The sequence below is a fragment of the Achromobacter seleniivolatilans genome (assembly GCF_030864005.1).
Lineage (GTDB): Bacteria > Pseudomonadota > Gammaproteobacteria > Burkholderiales > Burkholderiaceae_B > Achromobacter > Achromobacter seleniivolatilans.
Genome location: NZ_CP132976.1, coordinates 1126521 through 1148599, shown reverse-complemented (window position 1 = coordinate 1148599; position 22079 = coordinate 1126521). Strand labels below are relative to the sequence as shown.

The window sequence follows — 22079 nt, the reverse complement described above, 5'->3', positions numbered from 1 at the left end:
TGACGGCCCTCGGCCAGACGCGCATCTGCACGAGATGCTGGCCCGCCAGCCGGGGCTTGCCGTCTATATCCCTTGCAGCAATAAACAAGCGGCAAATAAATCGTTGGCTAGCGCGGCGTGAGTCATTAGAGTCCAACGCCGTCCAGTCCGCCCTTGCATCCTGCGGGCGCGCACCCAACACGAGCCGCATTCATGTCTACCCGATTCCAAGCTGTACGCCGCACCACCCTGCTTGCCCTGACGCTGGCCATCGCCGGCATGGGCACGGCACAGGCCGAACAACGCGTTATCCGCATCGTCGTGCCTTACGGCACGGGCGCAGTGCAAGACACCATTGCGCGCGCCATCAGCGAAGAGCTGGGTCAGGCGCTGAATGCCTCCATCGTGGTGGAAAACCGCGCGGGTGCGGGCGGCACGGTGGGAACGTCTCAGGTGGCCCGCGCCACGCCGGACGGCAATACCTTGGTGTTGGCCGCCGCCAGCCACAACATCGCGGGTTATCTGTACAAGAACCTCAGCTACAACCCCTACAAAGACTTCACCGGCGTAGCCTACGTGGGCAACACGGGCTACATCATTCTGGCCTCGGCCGGGCTGAACGTGAAGAACACGGCAGAATTCATCCAGGCGGTCAAAGCCAAACCGGGCGGCTATGACTACGCGTCCGCAGGCAACGGCAGCGCGTCGCATCTGGGCATGGCATCGTTCCTGACCTTGGCAGGCGCGCAAATGCAGCACATTCCGATGAAATCCACGGGCGATGCCGTCACCGAACTGCTGGCTGGCCGCGTGCAAGCCGTTACCGCCGCCACCATCGGCGTTACCGCCTATCGCAACGACCCCCGCGTGACCTTCCTGGCCTACACCGGCAAGACCCGTTCACGCTTTGCGCCCGACCTGCCGACTGCTGCTGAAAGCGGACTGCCCGGCTACGCTTTTGATTCGTGGCTGGGCCTGCTGGCCCCGGCAGGCATCCCCGCCGCCGAACGCGACAAGATCAATGCGGCCGTGAACAAAGTGCTGGCCGACCCCAAGGTGCAGACGCGCCTGTCGTCGTTGGGCGTTGAAGCGGAGGCCAAAACCCCGGCGCAGTTTCAGGATCTGCTGAAGGCGGATTGGGAAGCTGCGGGCAAGCTGGTTGAAGCGTCTGGCGCCCGGGTGGAGTAGGCGTCGCGAAGGGTGTCGCGCGGACGGCGGGACGCGCGACTATGGCTTGCCGTCCTTCAAGGACAGCGTTCCGCGAGATTCAAGCAGACGCCGCGCGTTTTCCAACTCTTTTTGCAGCAACTCGGCATCCGGCAGCACCGTGCGATAGTTCGCCGCCATCACCTTGGTGGGCAAGCCATCCAGTGCATACCGTGCCAACGCATGGCCCTTGTCAGCGAATAGGATCAAGCCCACCGGCGGGTTCTCATCCGGGTAGGCCCAATGCTCTTTGGCATAGTTGCAGTACATGTGCATCTGTCCCACATCGGCATGGGTCAGGCTGCCCAGCTTCAGGTCGATGATGACCAGGCAGCGCAGCTTGCGATGGAAGAACAGTAGATCTACGCGATACCAGGTCTGGTCGATGCGCAACCGACGTTGCCGCCCGACGAAGGTGAACCCTTCACCCAGTTCCAGCAGGAAGTCTTCCAGACGCTGGATCAAGGCCGCGTCCAGATCGGATTCCGAATACTCGTCCTTGAGGTCAAGGAACTCCAGCACATACGGGTCTTTAACGGCGTCATTAGGCGTGACGGCATCCTCGGGCCTGGACACCGAGCCCTTGACCAGCATCGCCGCCTTGTCCTTGGACAAGGCGGTGCGTTCGTAGAACTGGCTTCCAATCTGCCGGTCGAGCTGGCGCACGCTCCAGCCCCCTCGCAACGCTTCGGCCCCGTAGAACTGGCGAGCATGGTCATCCTTGACCGACAGCAGCCGGACATAGGCAGACCACGGCAAGGTGAAAACCTGGGCCAATTGGGAGAGGTCGAATTTCCGAGACACTGTCTCGGAAATTGCGGCTGTGGGATATGCAAGGAAGAAGCGCCGCATATTCTCCAGGTTATCAGGGCCGAACCCGCGCCCGAATCGAGCAGTCAGGTCGGCGGACAAGCGCTCCATCAACTGCTGGCCATAACCGGCTCGCCGCTTGCCATTTTGCTCGGCTTCGACGATCCGGCGACCAATCTCCCAGTAGCTGGCGGTCATCAGCGCGTTCACACTGCGCGCCACTGCCTGGCGCGCAGCATCCAGCAGTTCCACGATGCCGCCGTGGAGGCCGGCATAGCCAGCCGGCAAGGAGGCGGATTTCTCTGCCACCACAGGCGTCTTCCTTGTCACGCAATCACCTCCATAGAACGGAACGCACCGGTGATCGCCAGCCGCCGTTTCGCCACCAGTTCGGCCGCATCCCGCACCGGCCTGTCCTCGGTATGAACATAGTGCATAAACATCGCCACGGTGCTGAGGGCTGTGAGCTTTATGTCCACCTTGGTCGGCACTCCCTGAGTTGGCAATGCCGTTCGTCGCCCAGTGATGGATGCCTTGCGTGCAAGCATGCCGCACTCCAGCAGCCTGGAACCCGCGAGTCCCGCCGACCCTGCTCCAGCGTTAATGCGCTGCGGCGATCAGCGTAAAAAAAGCCTCCGGCTAGGAGGCTGATCGTTGGTGTTGGCGTATGCCGTCCAGCAGCAAGACCGCAATGAAATCCGCCAACGCCTGCTGCTGCGCAGCATCGGGAGTTTGGCGGGTGAAGCGCTCGATGATGCCCATGAGCGATTGAGCAAACCAGTCGGCCGAAATCTCTGGCCTGAACCAACCCGCCTCCTGCTCGGCGCGAACGTTGTCGGCAATCATTGCCACGAGTTCGTCCTTCAAGGCTTCGGCGGCTTCCACCTGGAAAAAACCAATGCGCGTCAGGTTGGGATCTTCTTGCAAGATAGCCAGCAAACCGCTGACTCCTTTGCGGATGCGGTCTGCCAGGTCAGAACCATCCAACGCGCCAGGCAGGCGCGTCTGGCTGATTGCCTGCCGCAAACGCTGCGCGAACATGCCGACCAACTCGTCGTAGGCCGCCTGCTTGCTTGAGAAGTATTGATAAAAGACAGGTTGGGTCACGCCGGCCCGGGCGACGATGTCGCTGATCCGGGTATGCTGAAATCCGCGTTCCGCGAACTCCGCCGCGGCGACCTCTAAAAGCTGTAACCGTGTGCGTTCACCTTTGGTGAGCCGCTTGTCTTGCGATAGTGAAGGGGGTCGTGCCGTAATCATCGCGAGAAAGTACTACCGTTCAAGGCTTTGCGCCACTACTTCCAGGACCATCCCATCATCCGATTGTCACTTCCCCTACGCTTACTGACGCTGGCCAGCACCGCAGCCCTTGCTGGGCTCGCCGCCGGATGTGTTCCCTACCCGGTCTACAAGACCCTGCAACCGAGTGCGCGAGTCACAGTTCTGGACACCGAATCACAACCGATCCCGAACGCTCGTGTCGTGCTGATTTCCAGCGCGTATCCCTACGGCCAAGAGCGTTCGCGCCAGGAAATGCAGAGTGCGCAGAACGGCGTAGCAACGTTTCCATCGCAGTCGGAATGGCGTATTGAAGCCCTGATGATCCACGGTTCAGAGCAGTTTTTCTGGAATTGGTGCATTGAGAAAGCGGGCTTCGAGACTTACAAAACGCTGAACCGGACCGCGTCACAATTCGATGACAAATTGATCGTTGAATTGCGTGCTGGCGAGTCGCTTTCTTGCAACACAGATCGCACGCCGTAACATTCCCGCCCGCCCCGCAGACATCTTGAAATCACTTGAAATTCCCGTATCTATTGACACAACTTCTCGTGGCTATGCAGCAGTAAAGTATCGGTATCGCCCTGGGCCAATGCAATGTGCCGGCGCAGGCGAACGAGGAGCAAGATCATGAAGCGGTTTTCAGGCCGGATGGTTGTCATGGCGCTCGCGCTTGCTGTGGCAAGCGCGCCGGTGATGGCTGGCGGGCGCGGCGGTGGCTGGGGCGGCGGGTATGGCAATGGCTACCACGGCGGCGGCGGGTACTACGGTGGTCACCACCATGGCGGTGGCGGCAGCAGCTCGGCCGGCTGGTGGGTTGGCGGAGCATTTGCATTGGCAGCCGTAGGCTTGGTGCTGGCTGCCAATTCGGGGCCTACCTATGTGCAGTCCGGCGTGTACGCGCCGGGAGTGGTCTACAGCAGCCCGCCTGTTTACGCGGCGCCGGTTTATAGCGCCCCCGTCTACGCAGCTCCGCCTGTGTATGCGGCGCCCCCCGTCGTTTACGAACAGCCCGTGCCGCAGTACGCGCCGGTGCAGTACGAAGCCGCGCCCAAGGTCAGCAGCGCGCAAGCGAACGCCACCACGGATTGCAGCCGTTGGGCGATGAACCAAAGCGGATATGACCCGGCCACCATTTCGCAATGGACCACGCAGATCATGGTGGATACGTATAACCATTCGCTCAATTCCTGCATGGCGAGCCGCGGCTACCGCGCCAACTGACATCGCAAGCCCGGGTATCCCCGATTGCCCCAACACGCCGGCCTGCACACACTGCATGCCGGCGTGTTGCATTCGACCGCCGTCATAACGCGCGGCCACGATGCCGGGCATCAGGGGAAAGCCATGTTCAACTTCAAGCGGATCGCCGGCCTGTGCGCCATCAGCGCTGCATACGCCGTCTCGTTCGCGGCGCACGCCCAGACTGATACCAAGACGCAAGCCATGACCATCGTCGTGCCTTATGGCGCAGGCGGCATCGTCGACAACACCGCACGGGCTTTCGCGCAAAAATTGGCCACCGAACTGGGCCGGCCGGTTGTCGTGGAAAACCGGGGCGGCGCGGGCGGCATGATCGGCATGAACACCGTGGCTCGGGCCCGGGACGAAAACACCTTGGGATTCACCGCTGTCAGCCCCGTCACGCTGTCGCCGCACGTGATGAAGACCTTGTACGACCCGTTGAAGGATCTGGCGCCAGTGGCGGCCGTGATGTATTCCCCGGTGTACTTGGTAGGCGGACCAAAATTCACGGGCAAGACCTTTAAAGACATGCTGGATCAAGCCAAATCCGATCCCAACGGATTGTCGCTGGCGACTGCGGGCGTCGGTTCACTGGGCCACTTGATGCTGGAACAGATCAACGGACAGGCAAATGTGCGCATCACGCACGTGCCCTATAAAGGCATGGCGCAAATGGTGCCCGACGCGCTGGGCGGCCAGTTCACGCTGATGCTGGTCAACGCGTCCGCCCCCGTCAACACGCTGATCGACGAAGGCAAACTCAAGCTGCTGGCTGTGGGTTCGCCAGCGCGGCTGACCGGACGGCCTGATGCACCGACGTTTGCCGAATTGGGTTACCCGATGGCGAACATGACGTCCACCTTCGGTTTTTTTGCGCCCGCCAGCACCAGCCCCGAATTCCGGACACGCATGAACGCGGTGATCAACAAAGTGGCGGCCTTGCCCGACATCAGCAAGCCGCTTACCGAAGCGCTGAACATCATGTCGCCAGGAAGCGTTGAGCAATTCACGGCTCAGGTGCAGAAAGAATATGCGGACAACGGGAAAATCGTGAAAGCGGCGAATATCCGTAGCGAGTAAGAAACCCTGGGACACCGACCGGCAGGCGGTTCAACGCCGCCAGCCGCGCCAGGCACACCACAAACCGCCCATCAGCGCCAGGGCTGCGGGCAACACCCAGACTGCGCCGGCATCGGTGTAGACAACTTGATCCACGGGATCATAGTGCCGCCCGAGTTCGTTGAAGTCCCAAATCAAATAGTTTGCCACCCACGCATAAAAGAACAACGCTGACACGGCCAGCCACAGCAGCGCTGCCACGCGCATGCGCCATGGCCTGCGCACCGCGGGCGTTGCGTTTGCTCTACCGGCTCGTTGCTTGAACCGCTTGCGGCAGGCCGTCACGAACATCAAGATCCCCAGCAGCAGAGCGCCGGCGCTAATCCACACTGCCCTGCTCCAGTCTGGCCAGACAGGCTTGGGCATCTGCCCATTGCTTCTCGCTGAACACGCGCACGCCCGCCCGCGTCAGCAGCTCGGCCGTAACGCCCACGCCCGGCAGGCGTTGCCCCGAGAAATTGCCATCGTAGACATACCCGCTGCCACAGGACGGGCTGCCTTCCTTTAGCACCGCAACGCGGATGGCGCGAGATTGCGCCACCGCCAATGCCTCTTGCGCGCCGCTCACGAACGGCACGGTAACGTCTTCGCCCGTGACGGCAACGACGCGGGCTCGGCTGGCCAGCACCCCGGCCGCATTGGCGCCGGGTTCGATTTCTGCGGGGGGACGGGGAATCGGCATGCCCCCCGCCACCTCGGGACAGACCGGCACGACCCGGCCTTCGTCCAACCACCGGGCAAGCACCGCGTCGTTGTTGGGCACGCCCCGCCCGTCATAGCGCACGGGCTTGCCCAACAGGCATGAACTGACCAATACATATTGCATAACGCACCCGCAGGAATGAAATGCCGGCCTGAAGGATCAGGATTCCGGCGTGTCGGTCTTGCTGGTACGGCGCGTGCGAGCCGCCGTCTTGCGGGCGGGTTTGGCGGGCGCATCAGACGCCTTGGCACTTGGCGTTTTGGCTGCGGCAGGCGTCTTGGCCGGTTCAGCGGCAACCGTCTGGGCCGTGGCTGCGCGCGAGGTCTTGGCAGTGGCGCCCCGCTCACCCGATTTGGCCGTAGCCGTCTTGGTCGCGGTGCGGGTGCTGCGTTTGGCAACTACCGCCGGCGCCGCTTCCGGTTCAGCTGCCCGCCTGGCAACGGCTCCCTCGAACGGGTCCGACACCTTGGCAGGCGCCTTGACCGACGTGTCGCGGCGGGCGTCAGGCGGCGCGTCCGCAAACGTCCATTCGGCGATATTCACTTTCGGCGGCGGCGAGGTCACGGCCGTGTTCTGCCTGGGTGTCTGAAAAGGCTTGGGCATCGGCGGCAGCTTGTAGACACCCGGCTTTTTGGACAAATCGACCGGCTCGGGCTGACTGGCTTGCGCGACGGCTTCGACGGGTTGCGGGGACGGCTTCGGCGCCTGCTCCGGCGCTTGGGCAACAGCTTGCGTCGGGGCTTGCGCATGCGCCTGAGCCGCCTTGAAACCTTCAGGCGGCTTCGAAGTTTCAACCGGACGGGCGGCTTCAGCCGGATTGGCATCGCCCGACTGACGCGGGGATTCCGACGAGGCAGCGCTGTCGGCATTTACCGCAGCGTTGTCGTCACGCGCGCCACGGCCTGCGCCCCTGCCCGACGCCTTGCGGCCGCCGCGCGATTTACGGGCAGACCTGGAGTTGGGATTCGGGCTGGACTCTTCCTGCGCCACGTCTGCCTGCCCTTCGGCGGACTCGGCTACCTGTTGAAGCGGCACGGGCTTGGCGCCCGAGTTGTCACGATACACATAGGTGCCGGACTTTTCCTCACGGCCTACCTCAAGGAAACCGCGCGATTGCGCCTCGTCCAGCAAGTTGCCAAACGCCCGGAAGCCATAATAGGACTCGTTGAAATCCGGCTTGCGGCGTTTCAGCGCGTCTTTCAGCGCCGACGCCCAGACGTTGCCGCTATCGCCGCGCTCGGCCATCAGCGCTTCAAAAGTCTCAACCACCATCTCGACGGCCTGCGTCTTGCGGGCTTCCAGTTCTTCCTTGCGGCGGCGTTCTTCGTCCGGCGTGCGGCGCTGGGCGGTGTTGGCGCCGCCGCGGTTGTCGCGGCGCGCGTCGGCGGTGCGCTGGCCTTCACGGGCCAGATCGTCGTAGAAGATGAATTCGTCGCAGTTGGCAATCAGCAGGTCTGACGTGGATTGCTTCACGCCCACGCCGATCACTTTCTTGTTGTTCTCGCGCAGCTTGGACACCAGCGGAGAAAAGTCGGAATCGCCGCTGATGATCACGAACGTGTTGACGTGGGACTTGGTGTAGCAGAAGTCCAGGGCATCCACGACCAGGCGGATATCGGCCGAATTCTTGCCCGATTGGCGCACGTGCGGAATCTCGATCAGTTCAAAATTGGCCTCGTGCATGGGAGCCTTGAACTCTTTGTAACGCTCCCAATCGCAATACGCCTTCTTGACCACGATGCTGCCCTTGAGCAGCAGGCGTTCCAGCACCGGACGGATGTCAAATTTCTGATACTTGGTGTCCCGCACACCCAGCGCCACGTTCTCGAAGTCGCAGAAAAGCGCCATGCTGACGTTTTCGTTGGGGTTGTTCATTTTTTTCTCCAATGCCTCGGCGCCCGCGACGCGGCTCACCGACTGATAACCCGCATGATATACATAACCGGCGCCCCACCTCTTAACCGCCCGCCAGTCCGCCTGGGTTGAGACCGCTGCAAGCTTCAGGCTCAGGCGTTTAATCCGACCCCATTTTCTCCTTGGTCCGTTGCCGCCTGACAGACAGGTTAAGCCAGCGCTTACCGCCCCTTTCGCCCCGCTTTCCGGGCGATTGACCCAAGCCAGTCCTGGCTAGAATTTCCGAAAATCCGGCATTCCGCGCATGGAGTGCCATCCCTTTCGGGCAAGATCCATGAATCCGTCTACCGTCATCGGCGCCGCCGTCGGCTTGCTTACTCTGCTTGTCGTTATCGCGCTGTCCGCCACCGATGCCAGCATGTACTTCAACCTGCCGGGCCTGGCCATCGTTCTGGGCGGCACCTGCGCCGCCCTGTTCATCGCCTACCCGCTGCCGGAAGTCGTCCGCATCTTCAAGCTGGTGCGCACCGTGTTCCGCAACGAACAGCACGACCAGCAGCGCGACATCGAAGAACTGGTGTCGATGGCGCAGCTATGGATGAACACCGACGTCCACAAGGTCGAGCAGGAGCTGAAGAAGGTCTCGAACCCGTTCTTGCGCACCGGCGTGCAGCTCATCATCGACAACACGCCCGAAGACCAGATCATTGAAGTGCTGCAATGGCGCGTCGCGCGCATGCGTGCCCGCGAACAGGCCGAAGCCCAGATGTTTCGCGTCATGGCCACGTTTGCGCCGGCCTTCGGCATGCTGGGCACGCTGGTCGCGCTGATCAACCTGATGGCTGTGCTGGGCGATGGCAGCATGACGATGATCGGCCAACATCTGGCGATTGGCCTGATGACCACGTTCTACGGCATCTTGCTGGCCAACCTGATCTGCAAACCCATCGCGCTAAAGCTTGAGCGCCGCACCGCCCGCCGCGTCGAGTCCATGAACATGGTGCTGCAAGGCATAGCGATGATGTGCGAGAAGCGCGGCCCGGCCGTGGTGCGTGAAACGCTGAATTCTTTCGTCATGCACGTTGAAGACGAAATCTACGACGGCGGCGCTGCAAATGCCGCGCCCAAACCCAAGACAGAAGGCCAGGTCAAGCCTGCCGCCCAGCCCGTCTCTATTGCCCGCCCTGCCGCAGCACGTCAATGAGCTTGATTTCCCCTTCCCTGGCGCAGCGGATCGAACAGGCCCGCCAGGCCCAGATGCGCGCGCAGAAAGCGGCGGCCGACAGCGGCTGGCGCCCAAGCAAAAGCGACCGCAAAGACCGCTATTCCCGCTGGCACGTTGAAGAACAGGTCGAGCAGGATTCCGAGAACTGGCTGTTGAGCTATCTGGACCTGATCACGCTGCTGCTGGCGATGCTGGTCGTGATGCTGGCCGTGTCGCGCTTGCATGGCCAGATTGACGGCCCCTCGGACACCCCGGTGGAGCTGGTTGGCACTCTGGCCGCTACCGGTTTGCCCAAGTACGACGGCGAATACTCTGAATTCGACGCGACGCCGATTCCCGCCAGTTGGGCGGAACCGGCCGCGCCGGCAACTGCCGCAGACACCCCGCCCGCAGACGACGGCGTGGTGGTGGCCGATGCCGCGCCGCCGCTCAAAGCCCCGTCCAAAGAGTCCTTGGGCCTGGGCGATCTGGGCAAGTCGGTGGATGTCATCATCAACGAACAGTCCGTCAGCTTCCGCATCAGCAACGAACTCCTGTTCCCGTCGGGCCAGGCGACACTCAGTCCGGCCGGCCTGGACGTGATCAAGCGCTTGGCCGCCATCTTGAACAAAAACGAATACCAGGTTTCCGTGGAAGGTCACAGCGACCCGGTGCCGATCCAGACCAAGCAATTCGCCTCGAACTGGGAACTGTCCAGCAGCCGAGCCACCAGCGTGCTGCGTGAACTGGTCCGCGACGGCGTGGCGGCCCAGCGCCTGCGCGCGGTGGGTTACGCCGAAACCCGCCCCATCGAATCCAACGACACGCAAACTGGCCGCGCTGCCAACCGCCGCGTTGAATTGATCATGGATATCACGGCGCCGCAGAAGCCCGCGCAAGCGGCTGATACGGCAGTAAAAGTGGCTGCGAAACCGGCTGCGGGGGCAGCCAGCGCACCCGAACCCGCTGCGGCAACCCCGCCAGTACGGCCCTGATCCCTCTTCCCCTCAAACCGGCGCAAGCCGGTTTTATTTTGTTTGAACCCAGAAGCAATGTGCCCTTTCGGGGGGATGAGCGTCCCCATTCCGGCGATGGCGCGCGGGCAATGAACCGCAGTAATCTAGCCAACTGCCCATTTCCCTGCTGAGTCCGGAGCCCTCATGTCTTACATGCTGCTGATCGTCGAACCGGTGGGGCAACGCGCCCAACGCACACCAGAAGAAGGCCGCGAAGCCTACGCGCAGATGTTGCGCTATGCCGAAGGCCTGAAGGCGCGCGGCCTGCTGACCGGCGCCGAATCCCTGAAGTCGGAATCCGAAGGCGTGCGGCTGAGCATCCGCGACGGGCAACGAACGCTGGTCGATGGCCCCTTTGCCGAGGCCAAGGAAATGATCGGCGGGTTCTTCCTGCTGACCTGTGAAACTCGTGAAGAAGCGCTGGCGCTGGCCGCTGAGTGCCCGGCCGCGCAATGGGCCACGGTAGAGGTCCGCGAACTGGGCCCCTGCAACATGTAGCGCCGGGTCACTCCCGCCAAAACCTAGTACATACCCTAGGTTCGTAAAACACGTGTCGATCTCGTGCAGTCCTGTTCGTCGTACCCGTACAAGCCCCAACACCGGCGGGCTGCACCCACGGAATTCAGGAGACTCACATGCGATACATGATCATCGTCAGGGCCACGCCCGACAGCGAATCCGGCATCATGCCGGAAGAAAGCATGTTGGCTTCGATGGCGACCTATCACGAAGCTCTGGCCAAGGCTGGCGTGCTGCTCGACGCCAACGGCTTGCAACCCTCGTCCAAAGGCTGGCGCGTGCAATATGACCATGGGCAGCGCAAAGTCATCGACGGCCCCTTTGCCGATACCAAAGAGCTGATTGCCGGCTACACCATGATTCAGGTGCGGTCGCGCGAAGAGGCCATGCAATGGGCGCTGCGCTTTCCCGAGCCGTTCACCAATCAGCCCTGCGAAGTCGAAGTGCGCCAATTGTTCGAACTGGAAGACTTCGGGCCCAGCCAGGCCGTGGAACGTTTTCGCGACATACCGGGCGTAGCCCGTTGACCCGCCCTGGCGCCAAACCGCAAGCAACCCTGGAGACACCCATCATGCACAAGCAGATATTCGTCAATCTCGCCATCGGCGACATGCAGAAATCGCAGACGTTCTTCAAAGCCCTGGGCTTTACCTTCAACCCGGATTTCACCAATGAGCAAGGCGCTTGCATGATCGTCGGCGAAAACATCTACGCCATGCTGCTGGTGAAGGATTTCTTCCAGGGTTTCACCGGCAAGCCTATCGTCGATGCCACCCAACAAACCGAGGTGCTGGTCGCGCTGTCTTGCGAAAGCCGCGCCGAAGTCGATGATCTCGTGGCGCGGGCGATTGCTGCTGGCGGCACGGCGCCGCGCGAGCCGCAAGATCACGGTTTCATGTACGCGCACGGCTTTGAAGACCTGGACGGGCACATCTGGGAACTCGTGCATATGCCTGCTAGCGGCGCATGACGCAGGCGGCCACACATCGCGCCATTGAAGCGGTCTGGCGGATTGAAGCCGCCAGCATCATCGCTGGCGTCGCGCGCCTGGTGCATGACGTCGGGCTGGCCGAAGAGATAGCGCAAGACGCGCTGGTGACGGCGCTTTCGCGCTGGCCCGACACCGGCGTGCCAGACAACCCGGGAGCGTGGCTGATGACCACTGCAAAGAATCGCGCTCGCGACCGGCTACGGCTGGACAAGCTGCACACCCGCAAGCACGAACAGATCGGCCATGAACTGGAAGCCTTGCAGGCCGATGTCGAACCTGACTTTGTCGATGCGCTGGACGCGGCGCGCCAAGACGATATCGGCGACGATCTGTTGCGGCTGGTGTTCACCGCCTGCCACCCCGTGCTGTCTACCGAAGCCCGCGTGGCGTTGACCTTGCGTCTGTTGGGCGGGCTGTCTACCGCCGAGATTGCCCGCGCCTTCCTGGCTTCCGAATCCACCATTGCGCAGCGCATCGTACGCGCCAAGCGCAGTCTGTCATCCGCGAACGTACCCTTTGAAGTGCCGCGTGCAGAAGACCGCGGCCCTCGGCTGGCCTCCGTGCTGGAAGTTATCTACCTGATCTTTAACGAAGGGTATTCAGCGACCTCTGGCGATGACTGGATGCGACCCGCGTTGTGCGATGAGGCGTTACGGCTGGGCCGCGTTCTGGCGGGGCTGGCGCCGGCGGAAAGCGAAGTCCATGGGCTGGTGGCATTGATGGAGATTCATGCGTCCCGCCTGCATGCGCGAACGGATACTCAAGGACGCCCCGTGCTGTTGATGGAGCAGGATCGCGGCCGCTGGGATCTCCTGCTGATCCGGCGCGGCCTGGCGGCGCTAGACCGTGCGCACGCCCAGGGCGGCACACTTGGCCCCTATGCCTTGCAAGCGGAATTGGCTGCCTGCCACGCCCGGGCACATACGCCGCAAGACACCGATTGGCCCCGCATTGTGGCGCTGTACGACGCGCTAGCCCAAGTGATGCCCTCGCCCGTCGTGGAGCTTAATCGCGCCGTGGCGGTCGGCATGGCGTTCGGGCCGCAGGCCGGGCTGGATCTGGCGGACGCATTGGCAACCGACCCGGCGCTGGCCAATTACCACTGGTTGCCCAGCGTGCGCGGGGATCTGCTGGCCAAGCTGGGACGGCGCGCCGAAGCGCAGGCCGAATTCGAACGCGCCGCCGGCATGACGCGCAACGTGCGCGAACGCGAACTGTTGCTGGCGCGCGCCAAGACAGTCGCGGGGCAATAAGAGGCCCCCGCGCCCGACTGTCAAATATTGTCAATCCGCAGTTCGCGCCACATCGCGGGGAGTAGCCTGACCAAACAGGTGAAAAAGCGATTGGCGGCGGCGCATGAACAAATCAGGCATGGTGTTGTTGGCTTCGGCGGTGGGGGTGCTGGCGTTGGTCATCCCCTTTTCCGTGTCCCTCTATCTGGCGCAGGCGCAGGGGCGCGACGATGCCCTGTCATCGTTACGCGATTTGGCAGATGACGTGCTGCACCGGGCCGAAAACGCCCGCTTGCAGATCAGCGATGCGATCGATGCCTTGAACAGCAATGCCGCCGAACCGCCCTGTTCACCCGAACAACTGACGCGCATGGGCATGCTGGCAGCGGCATTCAGCCACGTGGCAGGCATGGCGCGTATGGAAAATGACGCCTTGGTGTGCACCACGCTGGGCCCGCAGAACATCCCAATAAACTTGGGCCAGCCCAACGGGCGCCGGCAATACGGCCTGCGCTTCTGGAGTTCGATAGAACTGCCCAATCTGCCTGGACAGGTGTTCAGCGTGCTGGCACGCGATGGCTACGCCGCCCTGGTCTATCCCGATCTGGCAATCGATCTGCTGAACCGGGAGTCGCCCGTATCCCTTGCCTTTTTCTCCACCAGCGAGCGCTTGATTCTGGGCCGCCGCGGGACAGTGCGCGATGAGTGGATTGCACGCTATCAAGGCCGGCCCATTCAGTTCGAAGACGCCGGATATTTCGTGGTGATCCAGCCGTCAGAGGCCGGTGACAGCGCGGCGCTGGCTGCCATGCCGTCGTCACTGGTGCAGGCGCAGGTGCAGCGCTTTGCGTTTATTCTTGGCCCCGTCGGGCTGATCCTGGGCGTGCTGCTGACGGGGCTGGTGATCTATATCGCGCAGCGCCGGATGTCCATGGAAGGCGAATTGCAGGCCGCGTTCGATCGAGATGAATTCTTCGTGGAGTATCAGCCTGTCATTGACCTGCGCACCGGGCGCTGTGTTGGCGCCGAGGCCCTGGCGCGGTGGCGCAACGAGGAAGGCAAGTTGATCAGCCCAAACGTCTTCATTCCGCTGGCCGAAGCCAATGGCATGATCCAGCGGATCACCACTCGCGTCATGGAACTGGTCGTGCGGGACGCAGCCGAACTGCTGCGCACAGATCCGAAATTGCACATTGCCATCAATCTTTCGTCCGAAGACCTGCACACGCACGGCGTGGAAGACCGGATGAAGGAATTGATGGCCGGTGCAGGCATGGGTCCGGGCAGTCTGATGTTCGAGATCACCGAGCGGGGACTGATGTCGCCCGACAAAGCGCGCGGGGTCTTGCTGGCGGTGCGCGCAGGCGGCTTCCGGGTTGCTATTGATGATTTCGGCACGGGGCACTCAAGCCTGTCGTACCTGGCCACCTACGAACTGGACTTCTTGAAGATCGACAAAATGTTCGTGGACACGCTCGGCACCGACGCGCCCACCAGTCTGGTGACATTCCACATCATTGAATTGGCGCGATCACTGGGCTTGCAGATGATTGCCGAAGGCGTGGAAACCGAAGCGCAGCGCGATATCTTGCGTGAACGCGGCGTGCAATATGCCCAAGGTTGGCTGTTCGGCCGCCCGATGAGCATCCACAAACTGGGCGAATTCATTGTGCAAGCAGCAAGCACGGAACAACCGGCTGCAACCTGATCCGCCATCGGCATCGCTTGCCTGGTTGTGGACGTATTGCGTGCGGTGCGCGGCAAGCCCGTGGCCGTGCCTGCCACCGCTTGAACGCCGCGCAGACTCCACAACAGGTTTCGCTAGAGGATATCCGGCAATTGGCTCAGATCGTCGATGACCTCGGACGCGCCTTCGTCCAACAAACGCTGGCGCTGGTCCGGCCCGTTATGCGCCGCCCCGACAAACCCGATGGCCCGCATGCGTGCGGCCCGGGCAGCGCGCACACCCGGCACGCTGTCTTCCACCACCACGCAATCCAGAATGGCGGTGCGCATCTGACGCGCCGCGAACAGAAAGACATCCGGCGCCGGTTTGCCGTGGGCCACCTGCGCCGTGCTGAATACATTCGGCGCGAACGCATCCCACAAACCCACCAGCTTCAACGCCGCTTCCAGTTTGGGCGGCGTGCTGCTGGATGCCACGCAGATCTCTAACCCGCGCGCACGCAATTCGGCCAGCGTTTCATGCACATGGGGCAAGGCGCGCAACTCCTGGCGAAAAGTTTCTTCCAGACGGTCCGCATAGTGCCGCGCAAAACCCTCGGGCAAGGTGCAGGCGTGTTCGGTTTGCAGCGTTTGCCACATGTCCGCATCCGGGATGCCGGCGAAGCGGTGGGCGGCTTCCTCCGGGGTAATGCTTATGCCGTGTTCGGCCAGCGCGCGCGACTGGGCATGCGCGGCAATGATTTCGCTATCGATCAAAACACCGTCGCAATCAAAGATCACAAGGCGGGGGGCAGACGTTTGCATGGCGGCTCCATCAAAAACGATCTCCATGATATGCCTGCTTGATGACGCTGTGCCAACCGCCCTGCCCGCCTTTCTTACAGATGGACCGCGCGCACCCGGCGCAGGCAAGCGGCAATGATCAGGCCGCCCAACCCGGCCGCCAGCACGATGTACGACGCGGCGCCCCAGCCGTAACGGTCGATCACCCCGCCCACCGTCACCGGGCCGATCACTTGGCCCAGATTGCTGCCTTGCATGACCAGTCCAACTGTCGCCGCCGTCAAAGCGGGGCGCGGCGACACCAGCGGCGCGGTGCCCAGCAAGGTCGCCGGTATCAGGCCGCCCACTGCGGAAAACAGCACACATAGCAAGAAGGTGGGCATGGCGGGCAGCACCGACCGGAAGATCAGTAGCGCAACCACGCCCATGATCGCGCTGGCACAAGCAATCAGTGTGGATCTGCGCCATCCCCTTGCCAGCAGTACGCCTGCACCCAGATTGCCGATGATGTTGGCGGCGCTGGCCAAGGCACTGTACAAACCCGCTTGAGCCAGCGTCAGGCCCAACTGGTCCATCAGCAACACAGGCAGAAATGTGAACAGCGCGAAGAACATCAGGCTGTACAGCGTGAAGGACAAGGCCAGCAGCACGGGGCCTGCGGCGCCCAGCGTATCGGCAGTGTCCTGGCGCAGCCCGCGCCAGGACAGGCTGGCCCCGCCCGGACTTGCCGGCGCCAACAAGGCGACGCACACGAACGCCAGCACCACCGCCGCCCCCGCGCACCACCAATAGGCGTGCCAGTCGCCAAACGCCTGCGATGCCAACATCGCAATCGCCATGCCGGCGGGCATATAGCAGCTCCACATGGCAAAGGCCAGATCACGATTGCGCGCCGCCACGATGCGCTGCAACGCGGCAGGACCGGCCACCGTAATCAACAGAAACCCGAGACCCTCGACGACCCGTGATGCCAACAGCACCGCATAGCCAGGCGCCAGCGCGCCGATCACCGTGCCCAGGCCCGTTGCCGCCAATCCCAGCAACAACATACGCCGCGCGCCAAACCGGGAAATCACCCCGCCCGCCGCGATTCCGCCCAGCACGCCCAAGATTGAAAACACGGCAGTCAGTGTGCCGATGGAAGCCAGGTCCAGCCCCAGATCGCTGCGCAGCAGCGGCGCGGCAATGATGACCTTGCCCACTTGCAGGGACGCCACGATTCCGGCGCCCACGATTGCCAGCACTGCGGCCCAGCGGGTCGTGTCTTTGGGGTTGCTTTCAATCGCCTCCGGCGCAGCCGCTACGGGGCTCATGCTTGGGCCTCGGGAACCAGCCACGCCGGGTTCAGGGGCGCTTCTTGGGATGTCTCTTCCATGCTCGTCCTTTGGACTGTCTGATTTGGACTGTCTGATTTGGCCGCTCTTATAGGGGTCCGCCATATTTGATCGACCGCATGCAGCCATAAGCCGCATGGCGATTCTACGTATACGGACTAATAAAGGCCAAGCGAACGGAAACAGAGAAGGAACGTAAACGTCCGGTTCGTACCGCGTAGAGGCAAGAGCAACGAAGTTGGAGGAACGCGGTTTTGATGGCATCTAAAATTTGTGCCCACAAAAGAATTTATGGACACAACTGATTTGCTGTCGAGATCCTGGACGGAAATTAATATTAGTGCTTTAGGGTAAGTTTCCCTGCGAGAACGGAAGATTGGCCATGAAACCCCAGCAGATAATTATGGCGACACACCTCGAAGACAAGAGGGTATACGAGCACGACGGCGCCCCAGGGAAGCAGAATCTTTAAACTCCTTAAATATAGATTCTTTTTCATTTTCTGAGAGATTTATACTAAGTTCGGATAACACAAAATTATGTTTTATTAGATTTAAGATATGCGTAGAAAAACCACCCACTTCAGATCTTGACATTATATTCACGACCTCAGCTTCGTGAATATAAAATCTATATTTTATTTCCTTCCCTGCTTCCTGTAGCGCCATTGTTCCGGATCTATGCCCCTCATCGAAAACAGCTTGATTCATGTTTTCGGCAACTGTCTCGGGATGACCTAAACGAAAAATAGCATGACCGCCTTCATGAGTTATTGTTGAAAGAAGAGATAGCTCGGCAATCTCAGTTCTCTCAGAGTCCGTCAGCCTTCTTAAAATGCTATCCGCAGCGATTTGTCCTCGTACCAAGCTAGCCATAGACGCTTGATCGCCACGCAGGCAACAGTGTAGGGAGGCAGTAAGATTCTGAGCTATGACATAATCAGGGGTAATTGAGATTTTGGGGAATTTTCTTCGGTAGCCGTAAGGTATCGTTGCGCCCAATTCACCCGACACGACGTCTTCAACTCTTATCATCAGATTGGCTTTTTTGGCATTCTTTTCAGGAACGACTTCAACGCCAATAACCTTGGCCGTTTCAGAAAGCCGTGCCATCGCTTTGTGAGCTATTGCATTGAAATTTACTTGAGTCGGATGCCCTCCAACGTCCACCAAATATGGCGATTGGGTATCATCTATGTGGAAGCGCACTTTTCCGCCGAAGTACTTCCGGGGGCAAAAATCGCGGCGGTCAGTCCTCTGAGTTTTCTGCATTAACGCAACAATTCTTTTGGCAGTATCAATACGGTTGGGCAGAACGGGCCGCTGACTGTCAGCGCTGGAAGGATTCGACTTGGCTGCTCCATACATATCGGTAAAGGTCGCCGGATTACTCCCCACCATGCGATAGAGATTCAGCCCATCGACGGTGCCCGCCGGGTCCGTGCTGATCCAGCGTCCGATCCACGGCTGGTAGTAGCGGAATCCGTAGTAGTACAACCCCGCCGCATCGCGCTCCTTGCCCGAGTAGCGGATGGTCTTGTACTTAGCTTCGCCGGTGGATGCGGCAGCCATGACCGCAGTGCCGCCATAGGGGTAATACTCTTCCTGCGTGATGATGGTGCCGTTTTGGTCTAACTCGATCTGGCACGAGTCTTGTCGGTCGGTGTACCGGTAGCGCACCTGCTGGTTGGGGACGTCCGAGGGTTGGTTGCTTGTCCAATTCAGCATCCGTGCACCGTCATCGAGCACGATGACTTCCAACTGCTCACCCGCGATTTGGGCTCGTATTTCCAACCCTGGCAGGTAGATAGCGTCACTTCGTTGCGACATGCTGCCGCTCACTTGGGCGAAACCCGTTTTACGCACGCGATGCCCATCGCCACCATAGGCATAGCTTTCTCGGTCGCACTGTGACAATCCGCCATCCCGCTGAACGGTGACCAAATTCCCCAGCTGATTCAGCCCTGTCCAGGACAGTGGCTGCGCCTTGTTGCCGTCCAGACAGTTGGCGTTGCCAGCTTCGTCAAAATAGTCCCCCACCGTCTTGGCGGTGACGGCGGAGGCATTTGCATTGCTGACGGCACGGTTGCTGGCAGCGTCCACCGATATTTTGCGCATCGGAGGAGCCGCTCCGGTCGCTACCGTGCTGCCGATCTGCGTCAGATTGCCGCCCAGATCGTAAGCATAAGTGCGGGTGTAGTCGCGGTAGTTGCTCGGATCGAGGGTTAAGAATGGCGTCGGCGTATCAGTCCCGCCTCCCGCATTGGATGCATTGTTCTCGCGGCCGGAGGCGGTGATCAGCTGATACAGCGCATCGTAGGTGTAAGTCCGTCCCGCCGTGACGGCCCGATTTCTGAAGAAGCTTACCGGGGTGGCGCTATCGGCCACGCCGGAGACGTTGCCCACCGGATCGTAGGTGTAGGCAAGGTCTTGCAAGGTGTCTTGCCCTGCCCGGATCACCTTGAGGGCTAGTACCCGCTGGGTCCTCTGCGCTTCGTAGGTGTGAGTGGTGGTCACCCCGTTGGCATCTGTCCTACATAGGATCTGGCCGCCCGGGGCGTAGGTGATGGACTGAATGACAACTTGCGTCGTCTTGCCGCTTGGCCTGACCGAACTGGCGTATTTGCGCCCGGCAATATCGTAAGTGGTACTTTGCAAATGTCCGCGGGCGTCGGTCTGGGTCAAGACTTGGCCCAAGGCATTGTAGGCCCAGGTGGTTTTGTAGATCGTCTTGTCAATAAACTTGGCCTGCCAGACGGATTCGTCATTCCCGCCCCAGTCGCTGGCGGTTTCAGGCAGAAGCAGTGTACGACCTTGCTGTTGTGGCAGACCTTGCAGGGTATAGCCAATGGGGTGGAGCGTTTTTGTCTGGTCCTGCCAGGTGCCCGTATCCAGCAATCCGGCTGTGTCGTAGTGGTTGACGAGTTGGCCGCATAAATTCGCGTTGCGCGGGTCGGTCGGATCGGTCAGGATCGCTCCGGTATAGGGGGGCAGGTCCTGCGCATCGGTATAGAGCCAGCGCTCGCGCATGACGGACGTCGTTGCTCCTGGCAACTGCTCCCAGCGAGTGAGCCGTCGGCCCAGGGCGTCGTAAGTAAATGTCTGCACAGTGCCGCGCGCATCGCGCTGCCAGATCGGACGGCCAGCAATGTCGTGAAAAACCTGGGTCTTGCCGGCATCGACACTGACGGTTTGCAACATCTGGCCGGAGAGCGCAGGCGTGTTCTGAAAGTTAAGCGTGGGCGGGCCGGCCTCTTGGGCAAAGAAGCGGGCGTCCTGGCTGTTAGCCGGCTGTCCCAGCTCATTGAAGGTGCTGCGCTCGACGAGCTGCGTAGCCACACTTCCCAGCTCGCTGCGGTTATAGCGCAGCATGCGCACCGCCTGCCCGCGGTTGTCGCGAACGGTGATAGTGGGGGTGCCGGTACAAACAGTAGGCAAGACGATAGATTCCGATCTGAAATCTAGTGACCATCAAGACCAGATGAGCAGCGCGGACGCTGCACGTCGGGCCGATTTCAGATCACCGTATCAAAACCGGGCGGGCCTGGTGTGTTGTTTTCGCCGAACAGCTTTTGAATTGCGCTCGGTTCATCGCCGAAACTCTGGATTGGTGGCCTGGACGTAGACAGAACCGGAAACTGCCGTATCGACGATAGTTTTCCCGCCCTTACGAATTCGCGTTTACACGGTATAGGGCGGACGGTTACTAAGAAACCGCTGGATTTACAAGCGCTTCATCAGGTACTTGGGCGATTCCTCGTACCCCTGCCGGTAGTAAAAGCGATGGGCATCCACGCGGCGCTCGTGGCAGTGCACTTCAATGCGGTCGCAGCCGCGTGCCCGGGCTTCTTGTTCGGCAAACTCTTCCAGCTTGCGTCCGACGCCTGCGCCCCGCGCAATGTCGCTGACGCAGAAATACGTAATGCGGCAGAAGTCGCCGGGCAAGGCCAACTGCATCATGAAATGCAGCCCGATAAACCCCAGCAATACGCCCGAGTCATCCAGTGCCACCACCAGCCTTCCGTCCGGGTGCGCCTGCAATTGCCGGATCTTCTCGGGCATCATCGGTCCCGTGCCTGGATAACCCAGTTGGGCAAGCAGTTCTGCAATAGCGGCGCTATCTTCGACGATCGCGGTACGTAACAACATGGCAGAGCCTGATAAGGGGAAAGACAAAGACTGTATGGCGATGTTGTGTACCCGGCATGACAGATCCATCTCTTGCTCGCGGTCCCTTCACCGGCGCTTGTCATCCTGCTGCAACATCCCGAACAAGGCTTGCACGGCCTCACTGTCCGCCGACAGCGCGGACGCTGCCAGCGCGAATGACCGATGCAGCGGCACGGTCAGGCTCATCACACGCAGGCCGCGCCGGTTTTCCGGCACCGTCAGCGCGGGCACCAGCGTCACACCCAGCCCCTCGCGCACCAGCGCGAATGCGCTGGTCCAGTCGCGCACTGTCGCGCGCACATCCGTCACGGCCAATCCCGCTTCTGCCGCCAGGCTTTGCGCATGGACGCTGCACCCGCCCGTGGCCAGAATGAAAGGCTGCGCCAACAGGTCCGCCAAGCCGACCACGCCCCCAGCTCGCGCCAACGGATGCGCGGCTGGCAGTACTGCGAGCCACTCATCCTGCCCAAGCGGGCAGACCTGGCGTTCCGGCGCGGGGTTAAGCACCACTCCCACATCCACGGCGCCCGCCGTCAGCAACGCTTCGACTTCGTCGTCGCTGGCTTCCAGCGACACCACATCAATCGCGGGATACATTTGCCGGAACCGCCGAAGCACCGGCGGCAGAATTGTCGAAAACACCATCGGAAAGCTGGCCAGGCGCAACGTGCCGCGAGCCGATCCGCTGGCATCGTGCGCCATGGCCTGGATACGTTGCAAGGCGTCCAGCATCAAGCGGGCTTCGTCCGCCACGCGCAGCCCCAAGGCAGTAGGCGTGGTCTGCCGCCGTTCCCGTGTGAATAGTGGCGCGCCCAAGGTATCTTCCAGCTGCGCAATGGCTTGGCTGGCCCCGGACTGCGTCATGCCTGCTTGTGCCGCCGCGTGCGTAATGTTGCCGGCGTCCACCACCGCCAGCACCAGCCGCCAATGCATCAGATTCATCATGGC

21 protein-coding genes and 1 pseudogene are annotated in these 22079 nt (G+C 61.4%); 11 read left to right on the top strand and 11 right to left on the bottom strand.

The features are described from left to right. The first annotated feature begins 192 nt into the window (after nt 1-192). The gene (locus RAS12_RS05095) at nt 193-1167 is read left to right on the top strand and encodes a Bug family tripartite tricarboxylate transporter substrate binding protein (protein ID WP_306945761.1); all 975 of its coding nucleotides are present in this window, start codon (nt 193-195) and stop codon (nt 1165-1167) included. 39 nt (nt 1168-1206) lie between these two features. On the opposite strand, the gene RAS12_RS05090 is transcribed toward RAS12_RS05095, so the two are convergent. From RAS12_RS05090 to RAS12_RS05080, 3 genes and pseudogenes are all read right to left on the bottom strand, one after another. Beyond that, nucleotides 1207-2325: a PDDEXK nuclease domain-containing protein gene (locus RAS12_RS05090; protein ID WP_306945758.1), complete on the bottom strand. Its 1119-nt coding sequence runs from the start codon at nt 2323-2325 to the stop codon at nt 1207-1209. Next, nucleotides 2322-2580 (bottom strand): annotated as a pseudogene (locus RAS12_RS05085) (integrase); the annotation flags it as partial. The gene RAS12_RS05090 and the pseudogene RAS12_RS05085, both read right to left, overlap by 4 nt. Nucleotides 2581-2634: 54 nt before the next feature. Continuing rightward, nucleotides 2635-3255: a TetR/AcrR family transcriptional regulator gene (locus RAS12_RS05080; RefSeq protein WP_306945757.1), complete on the bottom strand. Its 621-nt coding sequence runs from the start codon at nt 3253-3255 to the stop codon at nt 2635-2637. Between the two features lie 27 nt (nt 3256-3282). On the opposite strand from RAS12_RS05080, the gene RAS12_RS05075 reads away from it, so the two are divergent. The 3 genes from RAS12_RS05075 (at nt 3283) to RAS12_RS05065 (ending at nt 5601) form a co-directional block, all read left to right on the top strand. Beyond that, nucleotides 3283-3759, top strand: a complete 477-nt coding sequence (locus tag RAS12_RS05075; protein WP_306945754.1) for a carboxypeptidase regulatory-like domain-containing protein — start codon at nt 3283-3285, stop codon at nt 3757-3759. A gap of 147 nt (nt 3760-3906) precedes the next feature. Further along, complete coding sequence (locus RAS12_RS05070; RefSeq protein ID WP_306945752.1) at nt 3907-4500, top strand: hypothetical protein; 594 nt, start codon at nt 3907-3909, stop codon at nt 4498-4500. A 123-nt stretch (nt 4501-4623) separates the two neighbouring features. Then, nucleotides 4624-5601, top strand: a complete 978-nt coding sequence (locus tag RAS12_RS05065) for a Bug family tripartite tricarboxylate transporter substrate binding protein (protein ID WP_306945750.1) — start codon at nt 4624-4626, stop codon at nt 5599-5601. Nucleotides 5602-5631: 30 nt separating this feature from the next. Here RAS12_RS05065 and RAS12_RS05060 read toward each other — a convergent pair whose 3' ends face one another. Genes RAS12_RS05060 through RAS12_RS05050 form a run of 3 tightly spaced genes read right to left on the bottom strand, consistent with a single transcriptional unit; the run spans nt 5632 to nt 8218 of the window. Beyond that, nucleotides 5632-5970, bottom strand: coding sequence for a hypothetical protein (locus tag RAS12_RS05060; protein ID WP_306945748.1), 339 nt, complete (start codon nt 5968-5970; stop codon nt 5632-5634). Beyond that, nucleotides 5960-6466 (bottom strand): 2-thiouracil desulfurase family protein, encoded by a 507-nt coding sequence (locus RAS12_RS05055; protein ID WP_306945745.1) that lies wholly within the window; start codon nt 6464-6466, stop codon nt 5960-5962. The genes RAS12_RS05060 and RAS12_RS05055 overlap by 11 nt, the downstream gene beginning before the upstream one ends. A gap of 36 nt (nt 6467-6502) precedes the next feature. Continuing rightward, a complete protein-coding gene (locus RAS12_RS05050; protein ID WP_306945743.1) occupies nt 6503-8218 on the bottom strand; it encodes an NYN domain-containing protein in 1716 nt (571 codons plus the stop codon). Between the two features lie 313 nt (nt 8219-8531). On the opposite strand from RAS12_RS05050, the gene RAS12_RS05045 reads away from it, so the two are divergent. From RAS12_RS05045 to RAS12_RS05015, 7 genes are all read left to right on the top strand, one after another. Continuing rightward, nucleotides 8532-9401 (top strand): motility protein A, encoded by an 870-nt coding sequence (locus tag RAS12_RS05045; protein WP_306945742.1) that lies wholly within the window; start codon nt 8532-8534, stop codon nt 9399-9401. Then, nucleotides 9398-10396, top strand: a complete 999-nt coding sequence (locus tag RAS12_RS05040) for an OmpA/MotB family protein (RefSeq protein ID WP_306945740.1) — start codon at nt 9398-9400, stop codon at nt 10394-10396. Before RAS12_RS05045 ends, RAS12_RS05040 begins: the two co-directional genes overlap by 4 nt. Nucleotides 10397-10561: 165 nt before the next feature. Beyond that, on the top strand, nt 10562-10915 hold the full coding sequence (locus RAS12_RS05035) for a YciI family protein (RefSeq protein WP_306945738.1): 354 nt from the start codon (nt 10562-10564) through the stop codon (nt 10913-10915). A 137-nt stretch (nt 10916-11052) separates the two neighbouring features. Next, nucleotides 11053-11463, top strand: coding sequence for a YciI family protein (locus tag RAS12_RS05030; RefSeq protein WP_306945736.1), 411 nt, complete (start codon nt 11053-11055; stop codon nt 11461-11463). Nucleotides 11464-11507: 44 nt separating this feature from the next. Beyond that, the gene (locus RAS12_RS05025) at nt 11508-11906 is read left to right on the top strand and encodes a VOC family protein (RefSeq protein WP_306945734.1); all 399 of its coding nucleotides are present in this window, start codon (nt 11508-11510) and stop codon (nt 11904-11906) included. After that, a complete protein-coding gene (locus RAS12_RS05020) occupies nt 11903-13180 on the top strand; it encodes an RNA polymerase sigma factor (RefSeq protein ID WP_306945732.1) in 1278 nt (425 codons plus the stop codon). Before RAS12_RS05025 ends, RAS12_RS05020 begins: the two co-directional genes overlap by 4 nt. 103 nt (nt 13181-13283) lie before the next feature. After that, nucleotides 13284-14867 (top strand): EAL domain-containing protein, encoded by a 1584-nt coding sequence (locus RAS12_RS05015; protein WP_306945730.1) that lies wholly within the window; start codon nt 13284-13286, stop codon nt 14865-14867. A 113-nt stretch (nt 14868-14980) separates the two neighbouring features. Here the strand turns inward: RAS12_RS05015 and RAS12_RS05010 are convergent, their stop codons facing one another. The 5 genes from RAS12_RS05010 to RAS12_RS04990 all read right to left on the bottom strand — a co-directional run bounded on the left by RAS12_RS05010 (nt 14981) and on the right by RAS12_RS04990 (nt 22076). Next, a complete protein-coding gene (locus tag RAS12_RS05010) occupies nt 14981-15649 on the bottom strand; it encodes an HAD family hydrolase (protein ID WP_306945728.1) in 669 nt (222 codons plus the stop codon). Between the two features lie 74 nt (nt 15650-15723). Further along, complete coding sequence (locus RAS12_RS05005; protein WP_306945726.1) at nt 15724-16941, bottom strand: MFS transporter; 1218 nt, start codon at nt 16939-16941, stop codon at nt 15724-15726. Between the two features lie 422 nt (nt 16942-17363). Then, nucleotides 17364-20333: an RHS repeat-associated core domain-containing protein gene (locus RAS12_RS05000; protein ID WP_306945725.1), complete on the bottom strand. Its 2970-nt coding sequence runs from the start codon at nt 20331-20333 to the stop codon at nt 17364-17366. 351 nt (nt 20334-20684) lie between these two features. Continuing rightward, the gene (locus RAS12_RS04995) at nt 20685-21110 is read right to left on the bottom strand and encodes a GNAT family N-acetyltransferase (RefSeq protein WP_306945723.1); all 426 of its coding nucleotides are present in this window, start codon (nt 21108-21110) and stop codon (nt 20685-20687) included. 87 nt (nt 21111-21197) lie between these two features. Further along, nucleotides 21198-22076: a LysR family transcriptional regulator gene (locus RAS12_RS04990; RefSeq protein WP_306945720.1), complete on the bottom strand. Its 879-nt coding sequence runs from the start codon at nt 22074-22076 to the stop codon at nt 21198-21200. Nucleotides 22077-22079: the final 3 nt, after the last annotated feature.